The organism is Pseudomonas sp. RC2C2 (assembly GCF_018390435.1).
GTDB lineage: Bacteria > Pseudomonadota > Gammaproteobacteria > Pseudomonadales > Pseudomonadaceae > Aquipseudomonas > Aquipseudomonas donghuensis.
Genome location: NZ_JAHBAX010000001.1, coordinates 97,011 through 117,064, shown reverse-complemented (window position 1 = coordinate 117,064; position 20,054 = coordinate 97,011). Strand labels below are relative to the sequence as shown.

The following is a 20,054-nucleotide window of genomic DNA, read 5'->3' as shown; positions in this document are numbered from 1 at the left end:
TCACTGTTTTTTTAGAGTACCCATCGTGAGCGACCAAACCCAGGAAAAAGAAAATAGCCTTGCCGAGTTGATGGTCAGGATCTTAAAAGAGCCGCTCAAGCCGCTGGATGAGTCGGTCAAAGGCTTGAAGGGTGAGCTGGCCGACATCAAAGAAGAGATTGAACACACAAAAAACTCCGTCGTCAGCGGTGTTGTCGACGTGCTGAACAAGCACGAGCGCAACGCTAAAAACCGGGACGAAGAAACGCTGGAGGTCCTTCGCACCAGCCTCTCTGAGCAAGCACTGGCGTTGGCTGCTATGCCTGGGCTCGTGAGCGACGCGCTGGCGGGTACCGTAACCAGTCTGCACGAGCAGCTTAATAAGCAGCAGGCAAGCTTGGCCGCCATATTGGCACAGTGGCAAACCCATGCGAGCGCCGCCCATACTGAGCAGGCCGCGAGCATAAACACCGCCGTCGCCGGCATCAGCCAGCGCCTTGAACAGCAGCAAAAAAGCGCCCAGGCTGCGCAGCTAGCACTGCTCGGCGCCCTGAAGAGCGCTGCCGAGCACTCACAATCGGCCATGGCTAAAACCCAACAAGACGGCCAAACGCTGCGCGAGGCATTTGCCACCGCCCAAGCCGAGGTACTTGGCGCCTTGCACCAGCAGGCCGCGGTGTTCAGTACCCGCCTCGACCAGAGCCAGGCTAAGGTACGCCAGCTAACCGTCATCATCGGGGTGTTTTTCGGTTCGATGATAGCGTACGTAGTGTACGACCTGTTGGGCCGGGTCTAGCGGAGCGATCACGGCGTTGGATCGGTCGCGGTAGGGACGGCAGCTACCTGCAGCCCCCCGCACAAATCCGTACATGCGGAAGTACCGCATTAAGTGTAAGGGGCAGGTTCGGAAGGTGTGTTCACCGGCCCCTTACGGTTAGTTATCATATCGCGTGCTTGGGGTTAGCTTACAACGTGTACTTCTTAGCGCCTGAACCTGCTCCATATTCGGCCATGTGCTCTTGGGGTGGATGAGGGTTGTCAGGCGGAATGCCGCTGGATTGCGACAAAAAATAAACGATAGGAAGCCATCCCGATGGTCGCCCTGGCATCAGCCAAGGGCAGTCCATCGGACGGTGTGAGCTATAGGGGTTACAGGTAACCTCGTTCGGCCAACGACACACAACCTTCATGGCCAACCACCACATGATCCAATATGTGGGTGCCGACCATGTTCAGAGCATTCTTGAGGGTGGTGGTCAGGGTCCGATCGGCTTGGCTTGGTTCTGGGTCTCCGGAGGGGTGATTGTGCACCATAATTATGGCCGCAGCGTTGTGCTCCAAGGCGATCTTGACCACTTCTCGTGGGTACACGCTAGCCCCATCCAGCGTACCTCTGAACAGTTCTCTAAAACCTATGACCCGATGTTTGGAGTCGAGCAGCAGCAGGGCAAAGACTTCATGCTCGTGGTACTGCAGCAGTGTTTGCAGGTGACTGAAGACCTGCTTCGGCTCAGTCAAAGCCCGGCCTTTAGACAAACGGCTCATGGCCAGTTGTTGTGCCATCCGTAGGATGTCGGCCTCGGTGACGGGTGATTCCATGACGTAGGTGCCACTTGCCTCACCGGCTTTGAGCTTGTGATATTTCATGACGGCATTCCTGTACGAATGAGGGGTAGGCTGGAGAGGTTGAGCAGAGCGTTACTTAACGGAAGGCCTAATGCTGTGCACGGTAGCTTGAGCCTCCAGCTTCTGAGCCAGTGAGGGCTTTGAGGGTACTGTCGGTTGTGGCTCTGCGTTGTTGGGCTGTGTTTCATCAGCAGGGAAGAACTCCTCGACAATGGCGCCGGTGTCTTCCTCGCTGTCTTCAAAAGCGCCATTGTTAAAACCCTGCCGGGCTGCGCGATCTAAGGCGCTCTGGTCAAAGCCCGAGGCTTGCCGGGTTTCCCCCAGTTGCTTGGCGGCCAATAGGGCGTCCTCTAAACTCAGTCCACTGCGCACCGTGATATCGACGTAGAAGATCGGCGTGCCGTGGCTCTGACGGGTGGATTTGCCACGCAGACGCAGCTCCAACGGCAGGCAGGCCAGGCGATTGCCAGAGATGGCTTGCAGGTAATGCAGGCGCGCTGCCAGGGTGCGGATGCTGTTGAAGCCAGTGGTTCGGAAGACAAAACTGCCCAGTGGGGCGTCATCACCAATCATCACGTTCAGCCGGCCGTAAGGCTTGCAGGCATTGCCTTGGGCTAGTGGACAGTCATCGGGTGAAGGGCAGGGCAGCGATTGGATGCCGTCCTTGGTCAAACGCTTGCAAGTTTCACCATTGCCGACGCACAACGGCCTGCCGGTGGTACGGTCGAACAGACTGTAGTCCGCACGAAAGTTGAGGTCTGGTTCGTTGAACAACAAGCGGATCGGAATGCTGCGCAGCTTGCCGTCCTGGCCATTGCGCAGCTCCTCATTGAGTGGGTGCATCAGCCAGCCGTCGCGGCTCTGGACTTGTGAAGTGATGGTGAACTGATCGTCCTTCTCCGGCTGGCGCTTGCCGTTTTTCTCGACGACCTTGCCGATAGAAATGCGCCCGAGTACCGGCGGGGTGATGGCTAAACCTTTGAGCATGGCGGTTATCCTTGATCTGAAAATAAAAAAGCCACCGGGACGTGAGCGGTCCAGGTGGCTAGGGTAAGCGGGCTGTTTCAGCCGATCAGGAAGCGACGAGTGCCTACTTTGGTCCTGGGGTAGCGAGCTTGCAGGTAGGGCTTGTCTTTGAGCATCTGTTCGGTATCCAGACCAATGCTGTCCTTGGATCTCTTCCAGCTGATGTAGCCCTCGGCAAACTCTGCACGGGTGGCTTCCCCCATGGCCTGCTGCAGAACCTGCTTGAGCCGCGCTTCACGTGTCTCCTGCTGGGCAATGTTCTGGCGAACAGACTTGAGTTCCACGAAGGTGCTGGCCAGCTCTGTGTGCTGGCTGAAGTCCAGGGTTTGTCCGTTATCCTCGGGGTAGAGGCAGCGCAAAGCCGCTTCCGAAGATGCTGTGCCATCGGCCGGTGGCGGGGTGTCACTGACGACGTAATCCCAGAACAGTCGTTCCAGGTCAATCAGCCGCGCAATCAATGCCTCGTCGCGTGCGATGCGATGGATTTCCAGTTGGTGGCCACCGAGCAGCACCGCCACATCAGCAGCCTGCTTGCCAGTGACCGCGAGCTGGTGCATGACTTGCAATTGCACGTACTCGGGCACGCCTTCTTTCCAGAGGCGTGCCCCGTTTATGCCGGCCGTCTTGCATTCGAGGATTTGCACCTCTGGGGCGCCGATCACCTCGCGGTCGATATTGGCGAGCATCCAGGGCAGCGCCGGATCGGGATGCTGTAGCAGCGCGTTGATCCGTCGAACCTTGTGCTGGCTGCGCTTGCTGTAGTGCCAGGCCACGATGGGCTCCAGCACATTGCCCCAGTACAACGGGCTTTCCTCATCCTGAGGATCGGCCTTGGGCATGCTGGCATCGCGGCCAGTCTTCTCCAGCCACAGCTCCAGCTGCGACTTGTACGGATTAAGCCCCACCGCAGCGGCGGCGTCCGAACTGCCGATGCCCTGCTTGCGTATCTGCAGCCAGTCTTCGCGGGGCAGCTCTTTGGTGCTGACCAGGCGCAGGGCAGGGCGGGCTTTGCGGGTTCTGCCATTCAATGACGTTGCTTTCATCGTATTCACCTGCAGACATAAAAACGCCCGACCAGCACAAGGCTGACCGGGCGCAAGGGTTGATGTGAGTGAGAGTTAGGCGGCGAGTTGCAGCGCGGCATCCAGGGCGCGTTGCTTGATCTGCGCCCCCTGACCAAACCAGGCCGAGTCCAGGCGGTACTCGTTGCTGCGAGCACGGCGTTTGTGGTCAACATACTCGGTCACGGCATTGAGCAGGCCCCAGGCGGTGCCGCGTGCCGAGTCGAGCTGACTGCCACGACCACGCCCTTCGTACAACTCCTGCACCTTACGCAGGGCTCGCTCATTGGGCAGCACCTCCGGCAGAGCGCCGGTCGGTGTTGTTTCGCACAGCACGTTCATGAAGAAACCCAGTGCCTCATGCCATTGCACTTTGCGTTCAGCCAGTGCTCGCATGCGGTACATGAACTCATCCCATTGTGAGACGGCGATGCCGAGTTGCTTCTTCACCGCCTTGGGATCGAAGCGAGTGTTGTGTGGCACCTTGATCGCCCTGCTGGTGCCGTCCAGGGCGATGGTCAGGGTGTTGTTGCAGACCACGCGCACGGTGGTCGGCGTTGCTGTGGTGGCCAGGGTGCCGTCGCAGGATGTCGCCAGCAGCAAATAGCCGTTCACCTGGTCATTGCCCTTGAGTGCCGCGCCTTGCCCGGTACGCGCCAGCGCCCAGAACTTGCGTCCACCCTTGAGCACGCCAGCCGTTTCCAGCTCGTAACCGGAGGCCTCGGTGAGGTCGCGATAAAACTCCAACACTTCACGCGGCTGCACCGTGTGGTAGCGCTGGGAGACCACCGACAGCGGTGCTTTGGTGTCAGAACGGTAGAGCACTTTCTGTTCCGGGAAGGAGTGGATAGTGCCAAGGTGACCGGCAGTATCCGACTTGAAGTGCACTGTGCTTTCCTGAATCTGCCAGTCCATGCCGGCCTCACGTTGCCAGACCTCGATAGGCTGTTTACGAGGGAGTTGATTGCCCAGACCGTGCCACGGAGTAGTGCCGGCGTAGGCCATGGTTTCAATGAGATGAGCCATAGGAATGATTCCTTGCGAATGAGTTGGAATGAGCGTCCATTCATCAACCTCCGACGCGTGTTAACGACGGCTTAGTGGTTGACGCTGAAGCTGTAACCGCACTCCTGGCATTGGTAGTTGTGAAGCACCTTGTCATCGATCTGCTCCCCCAGCGTGGCACCGGCTATCCCGCCTGCCACTCCGCCAAACAGCCCACCGAGAAGAGCCCCAGCAATACCACCAATGGCGATTCCTACCGGCCCGCCGACAACACCAAGCACCGCACCGACTTCAGCACCCGATAGGGCGCCAGCGGCTCCACTGGCCGCACCGCCCGCGGCACCAATCAAGCCGCCTGCTTGTTTACCGATATTTTTAGTGATGACACGTCCAAAGTTACAGCTTGGGCAAGGGGTATACATGTGCAGATCCTCTCAAGTGATGAGCGTGCCGAGGTAGAAACTGGCACGCCAAATCCCCCTGCAGCAGTCGATACTGCGGGGCGTTCATTGAGGTGATATAGGTTTGAAATATTTTTGGATCCAATATCGATTAATCTAGCGCTTTTGACGTAACCGGATATTGGTCCCTCAGGCTTTGAGAAGGGCGAGTAAGGTTGATAACGAAATTATGAAGAACTGGGCCGCTGGCAATCATGAGCGAAAACTGCTCTAGGTGAGCCCAAGCACATGGGTCACCATCGGCAACCCTGTGAGGTAACGTAATGTCCGTAGCCCGCTTTCGCGAGGAACTGACGCTGGGTCAACGTATCGAGACGACTTTTTTATCTTGATTTTCTGTGATCGCTGACACCGACAGGTTGCCTGTAGCAGCTTCCTGAATATGGTTGCTCCACCACGCCATCAGAGGGCGTCTGCGTTCTATGTAATCTGCTCGGTTGTACGCGCTACGTACCTCGTCTTTATCGACGTGGGCAAGTGCAACCTCGATCAATTCAGGATCCCAGCCGTGCTCGTTGAGGATGGTGCTCGCCATAGAGCGCATGCCATGGCTTACCAAGCGCCCTTCGAAACCCATGCGCTTTAGCGCCATGTTAGCGGTCTGACTGTTGCAGTGCGTGCGGGGGTTCCGGTCTGCGGGGAACACAAATTCCCGATGTCCGCTGTATGGCTTGATCGCTTCCAGGAGCGCGAGAGCCTGCTCCGTGAGCGGGACAATGTGCGCGCGGCGCTTCTTCATGCGCTCCGCAGGAATCGTCCAGATCTTCTTCTCGATATCAATATCTGCCCAGCGGGTGGTTGCTGCCTCGACTGGCCGGGTTATGGTGTGGAGCTGCCACTCGATCAGGCAGCGGGTTGTTCTTTTTATGCTGGCATTGGCGATTGCCACCATGAGCTCTTTCAGCTCATCGGGGGGTAGAGCCGCCATGTTTTTCTTTTTCGGTTTCTTGAAGACGGAGCGGATACCGCTGAGCGGGTTCGCGTGAATCAGTCCCGAGTTGACCCCGTAGGTCATGATCTCGTTGAGCCGCTGCGTCAGTCGCTTCACGGTTTCAAGGCTACCCTTGGTTTCGAGTGGTCGGAGCAGATTGATGACTTGCGGTGCGCTGATGGCTGAGATCGGTGTGGAGCCCAAGTCCGGGAATATGTGCAATGTTAGCGAGCGCCAGATGTCCTCAGCGTAGGCCGGCGTCACAGCATCCTTCTTCAGTTCATACCAGGACGTCGCCACATTCTGAAGTGTGTGCTCAGTCGCAGCTTGTTTAGCTTGCAGCACAGCATCCCGTTTCTCTTTAGGGTCGATGCCGTGGGCAAGTGCTTCCCTCGCTTCAACGGAACCTTTGCGTGCTTGCGCCAACGAGACTTCGGGGAAGGTTCCCAGTCCCATGTTGATCCGCTTCTTCGTCACAGGGTGTCGGTAATTGAAGTTCCATAGCTTAGAGCCATTGCTTCTCACTCGCATTTGAAGTCCGCCGCCATCAAATAGGACGTAGTCCTTTTCAGCAGGCTTGGCAGATTTGACTTTGAGTTCAGAGAGACGGGTAGCTTGTGCGCACATTGGCATTCCAGACTTGATTTTGGCATTCCAAAAATTAGCACCTACGGGCTTGGAATGCCATTTGGAATGCCAAAAGGCGTAGCTGATCATGGACGTCCGTGGACGCCTATGGCCTTGAATGCCGCGTATTCTCTGGCTTTCAGGCACAAAAAAAGACGTCCGTGGACGTCTTTAGATGTTAATGTGGTGGAGCCGGGGGGATTTGAACCCCCGTCTCACCCTTGTTCAATATTGGTTTCCTCAGGGGCTGGTCGAGCACATTGAGTCCGAGATACTAAGCAAACCAACCATTGTCCCCTTGAAGCCTGAGATTCTATGGTTGCAGATCTTTTGCCTTGTCAATTGATTTTGATTGCGGGCAAAAAGGACCGTGTAGATCAATGGAGCGGAGTTTACTCGATCTGGAAAACGCCCCCTACGCAAAACTAAATCGCTTGCGGTGCTTCTCAAGGTAGTGGCGATTGCCCTCACTCAAGGTGGGAATCGATGTGTACTGGTCCAGTCCCAAAATCTTGTGTTCCTCCACTGCCAACTCGTCGCTGATCAGCAGTTGCCCATCCTCACCAAAAGAAATCAACCCACAGTCGAAGAGTCGATCAATGTGGGTGGCCAGCAGCAGTCCGTTGTCTGTATCCAGCCGGGCTTTGTTGTCGGCTAAGGCCCAAGCCTGAATGTGCGAGGCGACTAGTAGGTTGGGATTTTTTAGCCCGGTCAACGCACACTTTTTCTCCCAGCGTTTGAGCAGCCCTGTTCGAAACGCGCCTTGGCCAACTCGAGCCTTTACGAGCGCTTCTCGAGTCGTAACGGAAGGGCTTTTTCCTGGCGATCCGGCATCTATGAGCTGGTCTTCGTAGTCAGCAACAACCTCGGCTTGTTCCAACAAATATAGCGCAGCATCGGCAGGCAACTGCGCCATGTAGATCTGATTCACACTGCCTTTGTTGTTGAACAACGATGGCTCTGTGCGGGCATCGAATTGCGCCTGGTAGGTGGGTGCAATGTCGTCGCTGCGTAAGAGGTGCTTGAGGTCGGTGAGGGTGATATCGACTCGGTGCCCTTGGTTGCTCCACTCGTTGAATGAGCGAGTTGGAGGGCGTTCGGCTTGATAGGCATCGCCTTCGGCTTTAGCAATCGCACGTAGGTAGTTGTCGTGCTAACAGAAGATCAAGTCTCCGGCTTTAACTTTACCGACGTTGTCCCAGTGGCGACGGGTTTGTACCTTGCCGGCTTGTGTACGCGAACTCAGTGGGGCCCAGAGAAAATTGCCGGCCCTGGCCTCCTTGTGCGTTGTACCTAGGTTCACCCAGAAAAATTGCATCTCGCGTCCTTACAGGTCTGGCATATCGCCAGCAACCATACCGCGAGATCCTACGAAAATGAAGGATTGGTCCTACTTGTTGTTACCAAATTAAGCGCAGGAAGTAGGTCCTCTGGTCAAGTCCTGACCTTGTCCACCCTGTCTGCATCAGGCACGGAAATCGTTGGGGATCTTCGTGCCTGATGGAGCACTTAGCTAAAGGCGCAATTACAGGTGGAAATCGCCCGCAGCCTCCGGCTGGTACAGCACTTTCCTGATCCCGATCCGGCGGGTGCGGTCAGAAACTCGCCAGTCGATGGCGTCCCCCTCCTGATAGCCCAGGATGGCGGCGCCGATGTCGGAGCACACGGAGTACTTTCCGGCGCTGCTGTCCGCGTCTTCAGGGTAGACCAGGGCCACTTCGATCTCTTCGTCGTCCAGCTGCAGCAAGGCCCTGGAGTTCATCGTGACGACATTGCGCGCCACCTGCTGCGGCGTGACGACAATGGCGCGCTCAAGTTCATGTTCGAGTTCAACAACCGCCGGGCCTTGCTCGAGCGCGATCAGGCTCTCGAGCCTGGCCTTGTCGATTTCGGTGATGTAGATCTCAGTGGAGTCGGCCACGGCACCTTCGCGCAAGAACTGCAGATAGCGCGCCGCCGTCATGGAAAATGACTTCAATGTCGGCGTTTCGCTTTCAAGCAGAAAGCCGCTGCGCACAAAGGCTTTCAGCGAGCGGGAGTTGTCGGGGTGGATCTTGGCGATGAGCTTCTCGGCGCGCATGTCGAGAAAGGCCAGTTTCATGCCTTCACGGATCGTGCGGGCGCCAAGGTTTCGGCCCCATTTGTCGCTGTCTCCGATGACCAGGACGATCTCGCAATTCGGGCCGGTCTTGATGAGACGGACAAAGCCCACCGGGGCATCATGCCGGTCGTAGGCCATGAAGAATCGGCCGCCCCGGTTGAATAGATGGGTCAGGATCGGCAATTGGGTCCGATCGATAACTTGCTCGATGGAGCGGGAAACATGACGCGAATCGCTCAAGTAGCAGGTAACGCGCTCATCTTCCAACCAATCCATGAGCGTCAGTGCGTGTGCCCGAGTAATTTCCGGGCACAGCGAAATGAAAGGCTTGTTCATCTTCACCACAGTTATTTGGAAAGAATGAAAGCCCTTCATGGCTATGGCCATGACGGTTCTTTCGGCAACCGGCCATTTTATGGCAAAACATTAGTGAATGGCGAACGGCCTGAGCACTCTGGCAGGCTTTGGCCGTTCTTTTCGATGACCTTGCTGATGAACATCCGCCCCCATCAAATTCTTCAGAATTTCCTGATTCCCTGTAGTCCATTTCCCAATCATACTCCCACCGCCTTCAAGCCATTGCAGTGGTTCCTTCAGCGCTCTAGTCTCCGCCAGTCGTTGCTAATTCAACGACCGGTTTTGACAGACCGAATTCAAAGTGAATCCGCATGTGCACGCGTTATGGCGGCTGTACGTGGGGCACCTTCGTGTGCGCCGGGTTTTCCTTTGCTTTGCCGGTCTGTCAACCCGCGTATAGCTGCCACCTTTTGTTTGACAGCAGGCGTGTGGCGGCTCCCTAAAGCAAAGGAGTTCGCTATGTTAAAAATCGTCCCCGACCCACCCCTCAACCCCAACCAATCCCTCGAAGACCTCCTGGTCCAGACCTCCGAATACCTGGTCTGCGCCCTGACCATCGCCCAGCAAACCGTCCTGCTCCATCCCAGACCTCCCGGCCAGGTCCTCACCTTGGCGACCATGCACGAAATCGAACACGCCCGCGCTCTGGTCGAAGTGGCCTTGAGCAAGGTGCAGTCACGCCACTGAGCTGCCAATAAGCGGGCGCCCACGTTGCTGACGAAACCGCTCAGCAACGCGGGCTAGCGATTTCAGCAGGGAGACCTATCAATGGATGAGGATTTGAATCCAGCTACCACCTCTAAGACAGCCGGCATCGCTTCCTTCGGTAACGGCGAAAGTGGACACTCCACACAAAGACTGTTCCGCGTCGAACCCGGCCACAGTGCGGCGTTCGCTCTGGAGCAGTCGGCCGTGTTGATGGGCTGCGTGCATCGGCTGACCCTGCAGGCCGGGATCGAGCACGACGCTGCGTTGGTCTGGGCGGCGCATTACCTCAGCGGGATGGCCAAGGCGCTGGTGGAGGATGTGGCGCACGGAATGGGCGCTGAGCAGTAGTCAGTGGCTCAACGCTGAAGCGCTCCAGCGTGGCACTCCACCACGCTGGCCCCTCGCGCTCATCAAACAGTCGTATTGCCCGCCGGGCTCAGCACCACCTGCTGCTGCGTCGGCAACAGCTGCATCACATCGCAGAACAACGAGCGGCCTTGCCAGTCGTTGCGATCACCAATCACATATAGGCGCCGCTTGGCGCGGGTAGCGGCGACATTCAACAGGTTCGGCTCGGACACGGCCCAGTCGCGGGCGCCAGGGCTTTCGGTGTTGCCGCCCAGCACCAGGATGATCACCGCGGCTTCCTTGCCTTGCATGGTGTGGATGGTGCCGAAGACGATTTTGCGTGGCAAAAAGCTGCTCAGCCGTTGGCGCACATCCTGGAAGGGGGTGATCACGGCGATGCTGTCTTCAGGTACACCATCGGCCTTGAGGCTGGCCAACAGCTGTTTGAGGGCGATGCCTTCGTTGCGTACCCAGTTGCCGGAGGAGGGGCCGCTGGCCTGAATCCAGCCGGTCAACAGGCTGGCGCGGGTTTCTTTTTCTGCCGAGGGGGCGAGGGTGCCGTAGACCATGGCGTTGTCGTAGGCGATGCGGTTGGCCAGGGTGAACATCGGCCGGTCACAGCGACGATGCACCACCAGCGGCAAACCCACCCAGCACTTCTGGCCACGCGGGCCGGCCATTTTGCCCCAGTGGGTGGCTTGGTCTGCCAAGGTTTGTGCGGACTGGCGGTTGGGCAGCCAATGGGCATCGACCTGGTAGCGACAGCGCATGTGTTCCAGCACCGCGTCGGAGACGGTGACAATCGGTTTGAGCTGCAGCGGATCGCCCACCAGCACGGCCCGGCGTGCGCGCCACAAGGCGCCGACGGCGGCTTGCGGAGTGGCCTGGCCGGCTTCGTCGACCAGCAACCAGCCGATCTCGCCGCAACCGAGGCTGCCGAACGAGCGGGCAAAGGATGCGAAGGTGCTGCTGAGCACCGGGACGGCCATGAACAACGAAGCCCAGGCTGAACGCACGAGCTCGCGCGACACGCCCTGGTAGCGCCCGCCGGTGAGTACGCTGGTGATGAAGTACAGGTTGGCGGTCAGGCGTTTGGCTTCGATCTGGAAGAAGGTGCGGTGCAGGCTCAGGGCTTCGATGAACACCTTGGCGCGGGCTTGGCGCCAGTTTTCAAGGACCCAGGGCTCAAGCAGCTCGATGGCATCACCGCGGCCGATCTCGCCGGTGTCCAGCCAGGCCAACAGGTGCGCGGCCTGGCCTTCCTCGGCGAGGCGTCGGGCGTTGTCAATCTGCAAGGTGGCGTGCTGGTAGAGGGCGGCAAGCGCTTGCTCGTCGCTTGCCAGTTGCTTGTTCACTTCCATCACCTGTGCAACCAGGCGCTGCACCTGACGCTGGGCAGTGTCAAACGCGTCCTTGGCCAGGGCATGGCTGGCGTCGAGCAAGCGCTGCTGCGCCGACCAGGCGCGGTGGGACGCCCAGCAACTGCATAGGTTGGCCCAGAAGCCGGGCTTGGTTTTCAGGTGGGCTTGCAGGGCCTGGAGCTGGGTTTCGAGTGTGCTCCGTGCAGGCGTCAGGGTCTTGGTTTCCTGGGCACTTTGTTCGCTTTCCAGGCCTTGGCGTTTGGCCAAGTGGCCCAGGCGTTGCTGTTCCTTCTCGGCGATTCGGGTTTTGGCGCTGATCACTGCCTTGATCAGGTCGATGATCGCGCAGGCGCGGGCTCGCAGCGCTTGCTCGTTGCGCTTGGCTTCGTTGTACTGCTGCACGGCGGCCTGCCAGGTGCTTGGGCGTTCCTCGGGCGATACTGCGGCGCTCATCAACCAGCCAAGGAAGCCCTTTGGCACTTGCGCCGGCTCTGCAGCATCGGCCACAGGCGCTTCGTTGGCCTGTTCGTGCTCAGTGTTGTCAAGGTCTTCGTCCTGGGCCAGGGCATCGAGCTCCTCAAGGTCAACCTGGGCTGCGGCGTCTGCCATGGGCTTTGTCGGTTTGGCCGGCTGCTCACCATAAAAGAAGCGTTTGACGAACTGGGTGCGTTTGGCTTTGCTGCCCAGCGCGGCAGAAATCATGCCCCATGCCGGCTTGCCACTGGTGAGCTCACCGAGGTGACTGAAGTACTCCGCTTCGGGCAGCCACGAGGGGTCGATCTTGTCGCGTTGCGGCAGCTCCAAGGTGACATTCTCGACTGCACCGTTGTTGGAGGAGGCCACCACCATTTCGAAGCCGAACAACTCAGGCACCAGCCGGTAGGCTGCACGCTCGCGGCCACTGTCATTGGCCGTTTCGCGACCGTCCTTGACGAAGGCATCAGAGGCCCGGTTGAACGACGCCAGTACATCGGCGCGCTGAGTCACCACGGCGGCAATCAGGTCGCGCAGCAGGGTAGTTTTGCCGGTGCCAGGCGGGCCATTGACGCCCAGTACACCGGAGGCGTCAGACAGTGTCTGCAAGATGCTGTTGACCGCCACCTGTTGCGAGTGCACCAGACCCAGGTGCCGTTCCGCGGGCCAGCAGCCGGGGGCGTAGCGGGAAGGGGACAGGCGATCAATCAGCGCCAGGGAGGCTTGTGGAGTATCCAGGTGCAGGCGGTTACCGGCGTCATGTTGCTGAAGGTAGTGCGCCAACGGTTGGCTGATCGTGCCCCGGGCTACTGCCTCGGCCACATCGGCCAGGTCGCCCAGCAGGAAACTGTTGAGCGGATCGTCCTCCTGCTCGGGTTTCTTCGGGTCGATGGGGGCCGAGCGAAACCGGTGGCGTCGTTGGTTCAGGTCACCGAAAAAGCCATCGAGGCCGAGACTTTGGCGTACATAGTCAGTCATTCGCTCAAGGCTGTCGGCCGTTACCACGCCACCCAACAGCATATTGGCCTGCTCACGGGCGCGGTCCTGGGCGTCGTCGAAACCACGGGTCCAGTCTTCACCGGCGATGGCGCACCCCACGAACCAGGCCTCGCTGGAGAGCACCAGGCTGTCGGCAATCATTACCCCGTCGGCACTGAACTTCAGCGCAAACAGAGCCGACTCGCGGCGCTGCGGCTCCTTGTAACCCTGGTCGGCACCGTAGAGCGCTTCCAATTGCTTGGCGACATCGAGGTTGTCGTACAGGTGAGCATAGAGGGTGTGGCTCCAGACGCGTTTTTTCGGCAGCGTCTGCGTGCTCAATACACTGGCCGGCATCCAGGGCAGTACCCGGGCCGTGGCGGGGATGTCGTGGTAATAAGGCTGATAGTCGTCGTCGCGCTTTTTCAGCTTCGGGACCGATTGCGGTTGCAGCAGTTCAACCGCATGCCAGTACCGCACAATGCTTTGCTGGTTCATCAACGTCCTTGAGAGCAATAGCTGCTCGATTGTCCTGGCTGCCAATAGCATGGGCAGCGGGGTCACCGGCCATGTGGGGCCGGTCACCGTTGCATATCGTGAGGTCAGTCCTGCGCTTGGTCTTCAAGCAGGCGCAGCAACAGCGGCGCGATATCCAGGGTGCCTTTATCGTTAGCTTCCAGCAACTCCAGGTTCAGCAGCCAGTGCTTTTTCCCACGGCTCACTAGCTGAATCACCCCGAGGTCCTCAAGGATGGCAGCCAGGCGGCTCGACTCCGGCACCCGCTGTTGCCGGTTGATTGCATGGTAGTAAGCGGTACCGATGCCTTCTTCGCTGGTGCCGGCCGGCACACCGTCGGCACTGTTGGCCAGGGGGAACTTCCCGCGGCCGAACTGCCGCCACAGGTAGTTGAGGGTATCGTTGACCACCTGCAGCGGGTAGCGGGTGATGCTCTTGCCGTGGGTCTCGAAGCCCTGACCGGTCACGCGGTAGTGAAAAGGCTTGCGATGGCTGGGCGTCCAGCATTCGACCCATCCCGCTGTTGGCGCGGGCATCGCGCTTTGTCACTCATGCGGTTCTGGTACTGATGAGTGAAGGTGGCGTTGTCCAGGTTGGCGCTCATCCATGCAATGAAGGCATCGAGCAGGGGCTGGGCCATGGCGGTTTCCTTGTAGGGCGGCTTGGGCGTGCTGGGGGCGGGATTTTGGGCTAATCGTCCAGTAGTGGCAATGTAGTACTATCGGCAAAGGTTCGAACAAGGATGCCGACGATTGAAGTTCACTAGCAATATCGTGCCGCTGATAAAAACGCAGCTGCAAAACGACAAGGTCGATCTGAAGATTTTCTCGCCCTATCTGACCGGTTCGGCAGCGCTGGAGATTGCCCAACTGGGTAAAAGTGCCAAGGTCTATACGCTGGTCAATGTGCAGGTGCTTGCGTCGGGTGCCTCCAGTTACAGTGCCATCAAAGCCCTCCTGAAGAAAAAGATCCCGGTTTACTACCTGCCCAATCTTCACGCGAAGATGGTCGTCGCCAAGGACCGCTTTGTGACCTTGGGCAGCCAGAATTTTACCGAGGGCGGGGCGACTGCGAACCTTGAAACCAACGTTCGCGTTCGCGGGGTCAGCAAGGGCGTTGAGGCGCTGGTGGCGAAGATGGAGCGTAAGGCCACCTTGTTGACGCCGGGCTTTCTGGAGTCGGTTAACAATGCTGCGCAGGCGCTGGTTGGCAAATACGATGCGCTGCGCAAGCAGGCCGAAGAACTGGATCGCGACTTGATTGCTGCCGAGAAATCGCGCGCAAGTGCGCAACGCGGCGAGCGGGCAATCGATGCCGAGGTTCGCTCGGAGTTGGCCAAGCGGCCGCAGTCCAATCCCAGAAAGTGCACCATCGTTTCTCGCTACGATGAAAAAAACGCCAAGCTTCAACATTCGTTGAAAGGCGAAGAGCTGTTGAGCTGGTCCATCGGCAAGGCCCCCCACGAGCTCAAGCCTCAGCACCGCTATTTGTGTATATCCGGTGCCGGGAAGCTCGGCTGGGTCAGGGTGAACAGAACGGTGTACTCGTTCATCGAAAACCAGATCGATATGGAACGAGGCGAAATCAGAGGCCAGGTGCACTGGGAGGTTGGCGTTGATGCAACCGAGCAGGCGTGCAAGGCGAGGAGGGGCGGGTACAACTTGCGTGTGGCAGTTGCTGACCACCAGGGTAAGGAGCTGTGCCATGTGTTCATGCGCTACAACACCGAAGACCTTGATATCGATCCTGCCGTCTTGCTCAGAAGCACAGACACGCCCAAAGCGCCGATTGCCGAGCGACGCAAGGCAGCCGAATGGATCAACGCCAATACCGAGAGCTTCAAGGAGGATATCAAGCGGATTATCACGACACCGTTCAAGTTCCAGGAAAAACTGACCGGCGATCGAGCGGACAAGTTCTTCGGCGGTGATGGAACTTCGCACCTGCTCTGCCTGGTCGAACTGAGCTCAAACGTAGCGTTGCGGGTGATTGACCCGGTGGAAACAACGGCGGGGTAATACGTCTACAAGAGCCTCAATGGTTTCTTCCTACAAGGCATTGTTTTTATTCTTGTTTTGAGTGTGTAGGACGACATACCCGGCAAAAATACGCTTCTGAAACGTTGATTTTTAGCTGCTAAAACTAGGCCGCTCAAGCGCCTGCAACCTTCGGGTTTGCGGGCGCTTTCACGTTTCAGGAGACCCCATGAACGACTCAAGGATGAGCGGGCTTGGCGCGAGCCCGTCGCAGTACTTTGCGCGCCAGCGGATTGAGAGCCTGGTCAATGTGCCGAGGTTGTTCGCAGCGATCGACGCCGACCCCGGGATCGTCGGGGCAGGGGTGGTGTACATCGATGCGGACTACAACGTGGTGACGTTGCGGGCGTTTCGGCCGATTTGCAGTGTGTTGCCCAAGCGGGTGGTGTTGCAGGAGGTGAAGCGGTATTTGACGCCTGAGCAGTACGCCCTGGAATTGCAGCACAATGTTCGGCAAGCACGGATGGTGGAGGAAGTCGCGAATGCGAGATCTGCCTGCGGGAGTGCTATTTTCGGCGTTGTTGCGATTGTAAGTGGTGGTTTGATTGCCCCCTTTACCGGGCCGGTGGGGGTCACACTTTCTGTCATTGGGGCTGCTGCTGTAGTAGCTGGTGTTAGCCAGTGTGGTTTCGGCTTGTTCAGGGTTTATTCGGAGCGCCATCATCCTGAGAGAAACGATTGGCTCGATGAGCAGCTCTGGTACCAAGTGTTGACACCGCTTTTGGACGCTATTTCCTTTCTGGGGGCTGCGGCCTCGTTAACCAATGTGTTCCGATCCCTGCAGGTGCGCAAAATTGCTACAAAAAATAGCTGGTTCGATCTCGGCAGGGCTTTAAGCCGACAGCAACGCAGTGCCCTCATGAAAGAGGTTCTCTCCATCAAGCATCCATCATTGACGGCCAAGCAACTCAAGCTTCAGCAAAAACTCGGTGTATTACCAAAGCGATACACGCCCACTGAAATCAGGAACTCGACCATTGCCTCGATCAGGGATTCACTAGGCGCCGTTATAAGCGTTGCAGGTAGCAATGCAGTTCAAAGTATCGCTTTCAGTTTGGTAGAGGAGACGGAAGAATGATTAGCATCGATCAATTGCCGGCCTTTATACGTCGATACTATCCCGTGCTGTGGACCGGATTTTTCCTCGCAGTTATATCCCTCACCTGCGCATCCATTCGCGCTGGAGAGACCATCTTCGCAGGCAACCCCGCCGAGCCCGGATACATCGTCGCTTTTATCATGCTGGGCTCATTCACCCTCGGCATCGGCCAATTCGTCGTAATCCGCGGCTATTCAGCCGGGAACCGGGCAGTGGTTGGGCTGTTGCTCGTTTGCCTGATTACCGGCGTGGTGACCTATCCCTTTTCTCACGATGCACTCCTGGCAGTGGTTTCAGTGATCGCCCCCTTGTTGTCGTTGCTGGCGTATAACAGCCGCCGTTATCGGGAGATGAGCAAAACCCTGTCGGATATCCGGCGCAATCACTTCAAGTCTGTGTCTGGCAAACGATAAAATCGAACCCCACCCACAAAGGTTCACGGATGAATCACCAAGAAGAAATCAATGCCTGCCTACGACGCAATTTCCCGCTCCTGACCTTGAGCTGGTTGCTCGCGGTTGCTTCCCTCATGAGCCTGATGCTCGTGATTAACGGCACACACTCACTGAGCTCCATGAGTTCATCCGACATCCTGCGCAACGTGAAAAACGGCGTGGTTATACCGACCATGCTGCACCTCTTGCTGGTGTGGGGGAGCACTCGGTTGATCTGGTGGCTGGCGGCGTTGCTGGTGTGTTGCTTGCTGGTCACTTTGGGGTTGTATACCCAGCGCCCACCTGGCGTGATTTATTACCTGGCGCTTTTCAGTCCACTGGCTGGCCTGCTGGTGCTCAACGGCAAGGGTTATCGGCGGATATATGCAAGGTTCGTCGAGATCAGCAAGGCTCCGCGAACCAAGCGCTTGCCGGGGGAGCCTGTGGATGTGCTGCGGTATCCGGGGATGGCGGCATTCTTAAGGCGTTACATGGGCCGCTTCTGCGCTGCTTTTTTCTTGACCATGGCCTCCATTGCGCTGGCAACGGTGCAGGTGGAGTACGCCTATTTTGCCCAGCATCTCGAGAACATGGGGTATCTGGTGATTGTGATTCTGGTCGGGGCGGCTGTGTGTAGCTCAGGCGCTGGCCTGATCGCCAACGGTTTTGCCTGGGGAGTGTGGTGTCTCGTCGCGGTTGCGGTGACGAGTCTGCTCATGGCCATCGCAAGTGTTGCAGCCGGAATCCATCCGTTGTTTACAACTTCGTCAATTGCGCTGCCGTTGGTGGCGCTGGTTTTGCTGAACAGTCATCACCATCGGCAGTTTTGTAAGCGCTTTGCGGTGGTTCGTCGGTTGCGGTTGCGTAAGGCTGGCAGGTGATCAGGGCGGTGTGCGATTGGTGGCCTAGCGCATCTGGAACAGCTCTTGATGGAAGTCGTTCGGCTTCAGCCCATGGGCCACCAGGTCTTCGCGCAGGGACTGCCCCAGGTCCGCTGGCCCGCAGTACCAGATACTCGCTTCCTGCCAATCGGCAATTTCCTTGCGCAGGCGTTCGCCGCTCAGCCGGCCATCCTGGCCTGACACCAATAGGTGCAAGCGCACGCCCGCAGCCGCCACGTCGGCCCGCAAGTTATCGATGACGTCGGGCGAATACACGCTGCAGGGATGAAACAGGTCAATACGGTGTTGCCGGTCAGGCTCCAGCGCCAGCTGCTTTAACCGGGCCACAAAGGGTGTGATGCCAATGCCGGCACCGATCCAGATCTGCCGCGGCTTTTGGTCTTCGAAGGTGAAGCAACCGTAAGGGCCTTCTATCGTCACTCGGTCGCCTTCTTTCAGGCGCGTTGGCAGTCGGCGGGTGTGATCGCCCAGCCCTTTGGTAATAAAGCGCAGCTGCGCGGCCTGCGGTTCCCAGGCAGAGGCGATGGTGTAAGGGTGCGGCCCCTCGGACTCCGATGAGGTCACGAAGGCGAACTGTCCGGCCTGGTGCCCAGGCCAGCCCCCTTGCAGGGCGATATGGGTTTCCAGCAGGTTCGCCTCTGGGTAGTGGATCAGGGTCCGGATTTGGCCCTGGACCTTGCGCTGCTTGCCGATGCGCTTGAACAACGCCTGCAACGCCGCCAGCGTGCCGCCGATCAGCAGCAGGGCGGTAACGATGCCGATAGGTTGCAGCCAGTACTCGAACTTGAGCAGCACCACGGTGTGGAACACCAGCACCAGATAGAGTGCCGCCAGAACAGTGTGAGTCTTGGCAAACCAGTGGTACGGGAAACGCTTGATCAGGGCCAGTATGATCAGCACCCCGATGACGTAGAACGTCCATTCCCCAAGGGTTTCGGCCAGGCCGCGCTGGCTGCGCAGCGCCTGCTCGATTGCGCCCAGTTCTGGCGCCACACCGCCGCCCTTGGCCGGCTTGGTCAGCCAGCCCCAGCCGACGGCCCACTTGGTGCCCTTGGCCCAGACCCAGTGCACGCTACCGAACACCAGTGCGCTGATGCCGAGCCATTTGTGCAGGCGATACATCTTGTCCAGCCCGCCAAGCAGGGGCTCCGGACGGCGCGGGCGCACGGCGAGCATTATTGCCACGCTCATGGCCGCTATCGCGATCACGCCGGTGTATTGCACCAATACAGTACGCAGCGAGAAATAGCTCAGTGGGGTCGGCAGGAAGGTATCTGCCAGCGCCCATAGCACGGTTAACCCTATGAACAACGACCACAACGCTATCTTGATGCGCTTCAACTTGGCTCTCCACTGTGAATCCTGGAGACATTCTCAGCCTTCAGCGGGCAGGGTAGGGATGAACGTTCTGGTTAACCGGTTAAATGTTGATGCAGATCAACTGGTTGGGGAGTTAACGACAGGCTTGGTCAAGAACGTGACTCATTACGCCCTCGGCGAAGGTGCAGGGCACCCGTCGCCGGTGCTTTGCTGCGCCAAGGCAAGACTGATAGCATTCGGCCACTTTCTGCGGAGGCGGTGCTGTGGCGCGTTCTATTTCCGGGCGGTTGGGGTTGGCCCTGGTACTGGTGTTGGCGGCGTCCACGGCGTTGGCGGCCAATACGCCGTGCTCCGGGCGCAAGGGTGGGATTGCCGGCTGTGATGGCGACCTGTTTTTGTGCAATGACGGGTCGATCAGTGGTTCGAAGAAGAGCTGTACCGCGTACATGGGCGGCAGCGCCGCGCGGCCTTCGCTGCAGCCGCTGCGCGGGGCGAGCGAGGGCTGTGGTTGTGGCTCCGGGTCGTTTTGTACCGGGCCGCGGGGTGGGGTTTACTGCCTGACGCCCAGTGGCAAAAAGAGTTATCGGCGGCGGTGAGGGTGGTTGAATAGGCTGGGATTTTGGCTGGCTGTACCGGCCTCATCGCGGGTCAAGCCCGCTCCCACAGGTCGTATGCCAATCTTGGAAGTTGTGGGAGCGGGATTC

Annotated in this window: 19 protein-coding genes; 8 read left to right on the top strand and 11 right to left on the bottom strand. The window is 58.4% G+C overall.

Translation table 11 applies throughout. The features are described from left to right. The first annotated feature begins 25 nt into the window (after nt 1-25). Entirely contained in the window at nt 26-775 is a 750-nt protein-coding gene (locus tag KHO53_RS00555) for a hypothetical protein (RefSeq protein ID WP_213569825.1), read from the top strand. Nucleotides 776-1,128: 353 nt separating this feature from the next. Here KHO53_RS00555 and radC read toward each other — a convergent pair whose 3' ends face one another. The 8 genes from radC to KHO53_RS00515 form a co-directional block, all read right to left on the bottom strand. Further along, nucleotides 1,129-1,626, bottom strand: a complete 498-nt coding sequence (gene radC, locus KHO53_RS00550) for a RadC family protein (protein WP_122048467.1) — start codon at nt 1,624-1,626, stop codon at nt 1,129-1,131. 51 nt (nt 1,627-1,677) lie between these two features. Beyond that, complete coding sequence (locus KHO53_RS00545) at nt 1,678-2,592, bottom strand: recombination directionality factor (protein ID WP_213569824.1); 915 nt, start codon at nt 2,590-2,592, stop codon at nt 1,678-1,680. Nucleotides 2,593-2,669: 77 nt separating this feature from the next. Further along, nucleotides 2,670-3,674: a YqaJ viral recombinase family nuclease gene (locus KHO53_RS00540; RefSeq protein ID WP_213569823.1), complete on the bottom strand. Its 1,005-nt coding sequence runs from the start codon at nt 3,672-3,674 to the stop codon at nt 2,670-2,672. Between the two features lie 75 nt (nt 3,675-3,749). Continuing rightward, complete coding sequence (locus tag KHO53_RS00535; protein ID WP_213569822.1) at nt 3,750-4,718, bottom strand: DUF932 domain-containing protein; 969 nt, start codon at nt 4,716-4,718, stop codon at nt 3,750-3,752. Between the two features lie 71 nt (nt 4,719-4,789). After that, entirely contained in the window at nt 4,790-5,119 is a 330-nt protein-coding gene (locus tag KHO53_RS00530) for a hypothetical protein (RefSeq protein ID WP_213569821.1), read from the bottom strand. A gap of 340 nt (nt 5,120-5,459) precedes the next feature. After that, nucleotides 5,460-6,716, bottom strand: a complete 1,257-nt coding sequence (locus KHO53_RS00525) for an integrase domain-containing protein (RefSeq protein ID WP_213570592.1) — start codon at nt 6,714-6,716, stop codon at nt 5,460-5,462. Nucleotides 6,717-7,131: 415 nt separating this feature from the next. After that, on the bottom strand, nt 7,132-7,668 hold the full coding sequence (locus KHO53_RS00520; protein ID WP_213569820.1) for an HNH endonuclease: 537 nt from the start codon (nt 7,666-7,668) through the stop codon (nt 7,132-7,134). Nucleotides 7,669-8,241: 573 nt separating this feature from the next. Beyond that, nucleotides 8,242-9,204 carry a bifunctional GNAT family N-acetyltransferase/nucleoside diphosphate kinase regulator gene (locus tag KHO53_RS00515; RefSeq protein WP_213569819.1) on the bottom strand — a complete coding sequence of 321 codons (963 nt, stop codon included), beginning with the start codon at nt 9,202-9,204 and terminating at the stop codon, nt 8,242-8,244. A gap of 429 nt (nt 9,205-9,633) precedes the next feature. Between KHO53_RS00515 and KHO53_RS00510 the strand changes: the two genes are divergently transcribed. Continuing rightward, nucleotides 9,634-9,861, top strand: a complete 228-nt coding sequence (locus KHO53_RS00510; RefSeq protein ID WP_213569818.1) for a hypothetical protein — start codon at nt 9,634-9,636, stop codon at nt 9,859-9,861. A gap of 81 nt (nt 9,862-9,942) precedes the next feature. Next, entirely contained in the window at nt 9,943-10,230 is a 288-nt protein-coding gene (locus tag KHO53_RS00505; protein WP_213569817.1) for a DUF3077 domain-containing protein, read from the top strand. Between the two features lie 62 nt (nt 10,231-10,292). Here KHO53_RS00505 and KHO53_RS00500 read toward each other — a convergent pair whose 3' ends face one another. Both KHO53_RS00500 and KHO53_RS00495 read right to left on the bottom strand, forming a co-directional pair. Next, a complete protein-coding gene (locus KHO53_RS00500; protein WP_213569816.1) occupies nt 10,293-13,541 on the bottom strand; it encodes a DEAD/DEAH box helicase in 3,249 nt (1,082 codons plus the stop codon). 104 nt (nt 13,542-13,645) lie between these two features. Then, entirely contained in the window at nt 13,646-14,095 is a 450-nt protein-coding gene (locus tag KHO53_RS00495; protein ID WP_213569815.1) for a hypothetical protein, read from the bottom strand. Nucleotides 14,096-14,311: 216 nt separating this feature from the next. Between KHO53_RS00495 and KHO53_RS00490 the strand changes: the two genes are divergently transcribed. The 4 genes from KHO53_RS00490 to KHO53_RS00475 all read left to right on the top strand — a co-directional run bounded on the left by KHO53_RS00490 (nt 14,312) and on the right by KHO53_RS00475 (nt 18,009). Next, entirely contained in the window at nt 14,312-15,577 is a 1,266-nt protein-coding gene (locus KHO53_RS00490; protein WP_213569814.1) for a phospholipase D-like domain-containing protein, read from the top strand. Nucleotides 15,578-15,764: 187 nt separating this feature from the next. Further along, a complete protein-coding gene (locus tag KHO53_RS00485) occupies nt 15,765-16,673 on the top strand; it encodes an NAD synthetase (protein ID WP_213569813.1) in 909 nt (302 codons plus the stop codon). Further along, entirely contained in the window at nt 16,670-17,107 is a 438-nt protein-coding gene (locus KHO53_RS00480) for a hypothetical protein (protein WP_213569812.1), read from the top strand. Before KHO53_RS00485 ends, KHO53_RS00480 begins: the two co-directional genes overlap by 4 nt. A gap of 29 nt (nt 17,108-17,136) precedes the next feature. Beyond that, the gene (locus KHO53_RS00475; RefSeq protein WP_213569811.1) at nt 17,137-18,009 is read left to right on the top strand and encodes a hypothetical protein; all 873 of its coding nucleotides are present in this window, start codon (nt 17,137-17,139) and stop codon (nt 18,007-18,009) included. A gap of 24 nt (nt 18,010-18,033) precedes the next feature. Here KHO53_RS00475 and KHO53_RS00470 read toward each other — a convergent pair whose 3' ends face one another. Beyond that, a complete protein-coding gene (locus KHO53_RS00470) occupies nt 18,034-19,371 on the bottom strand; it encodes a ferredoxin reductase family protein (RefSeq protein ID WP_010222389.1) in 1,338 nt (445 codons plus the stop codon). A 242-nt stretch (nt 19,372-19,613) separates the two neighbouring features. Here KHO53_RS00470 and KHO53_RS00465 point away from each other — a divergent pair, with 242 nt between their 5' ends. Then, entirely contained in the window at nt 19,614-19,946 is a 333-nt protein-coding gene (locus tag KHO53_RS00465; RefSeq protein WP_148276790.1) for a YdcA family protein, read from the top strand. Nucleotides 19,947-20,054 lie beyond the last annotated feature (108 nt).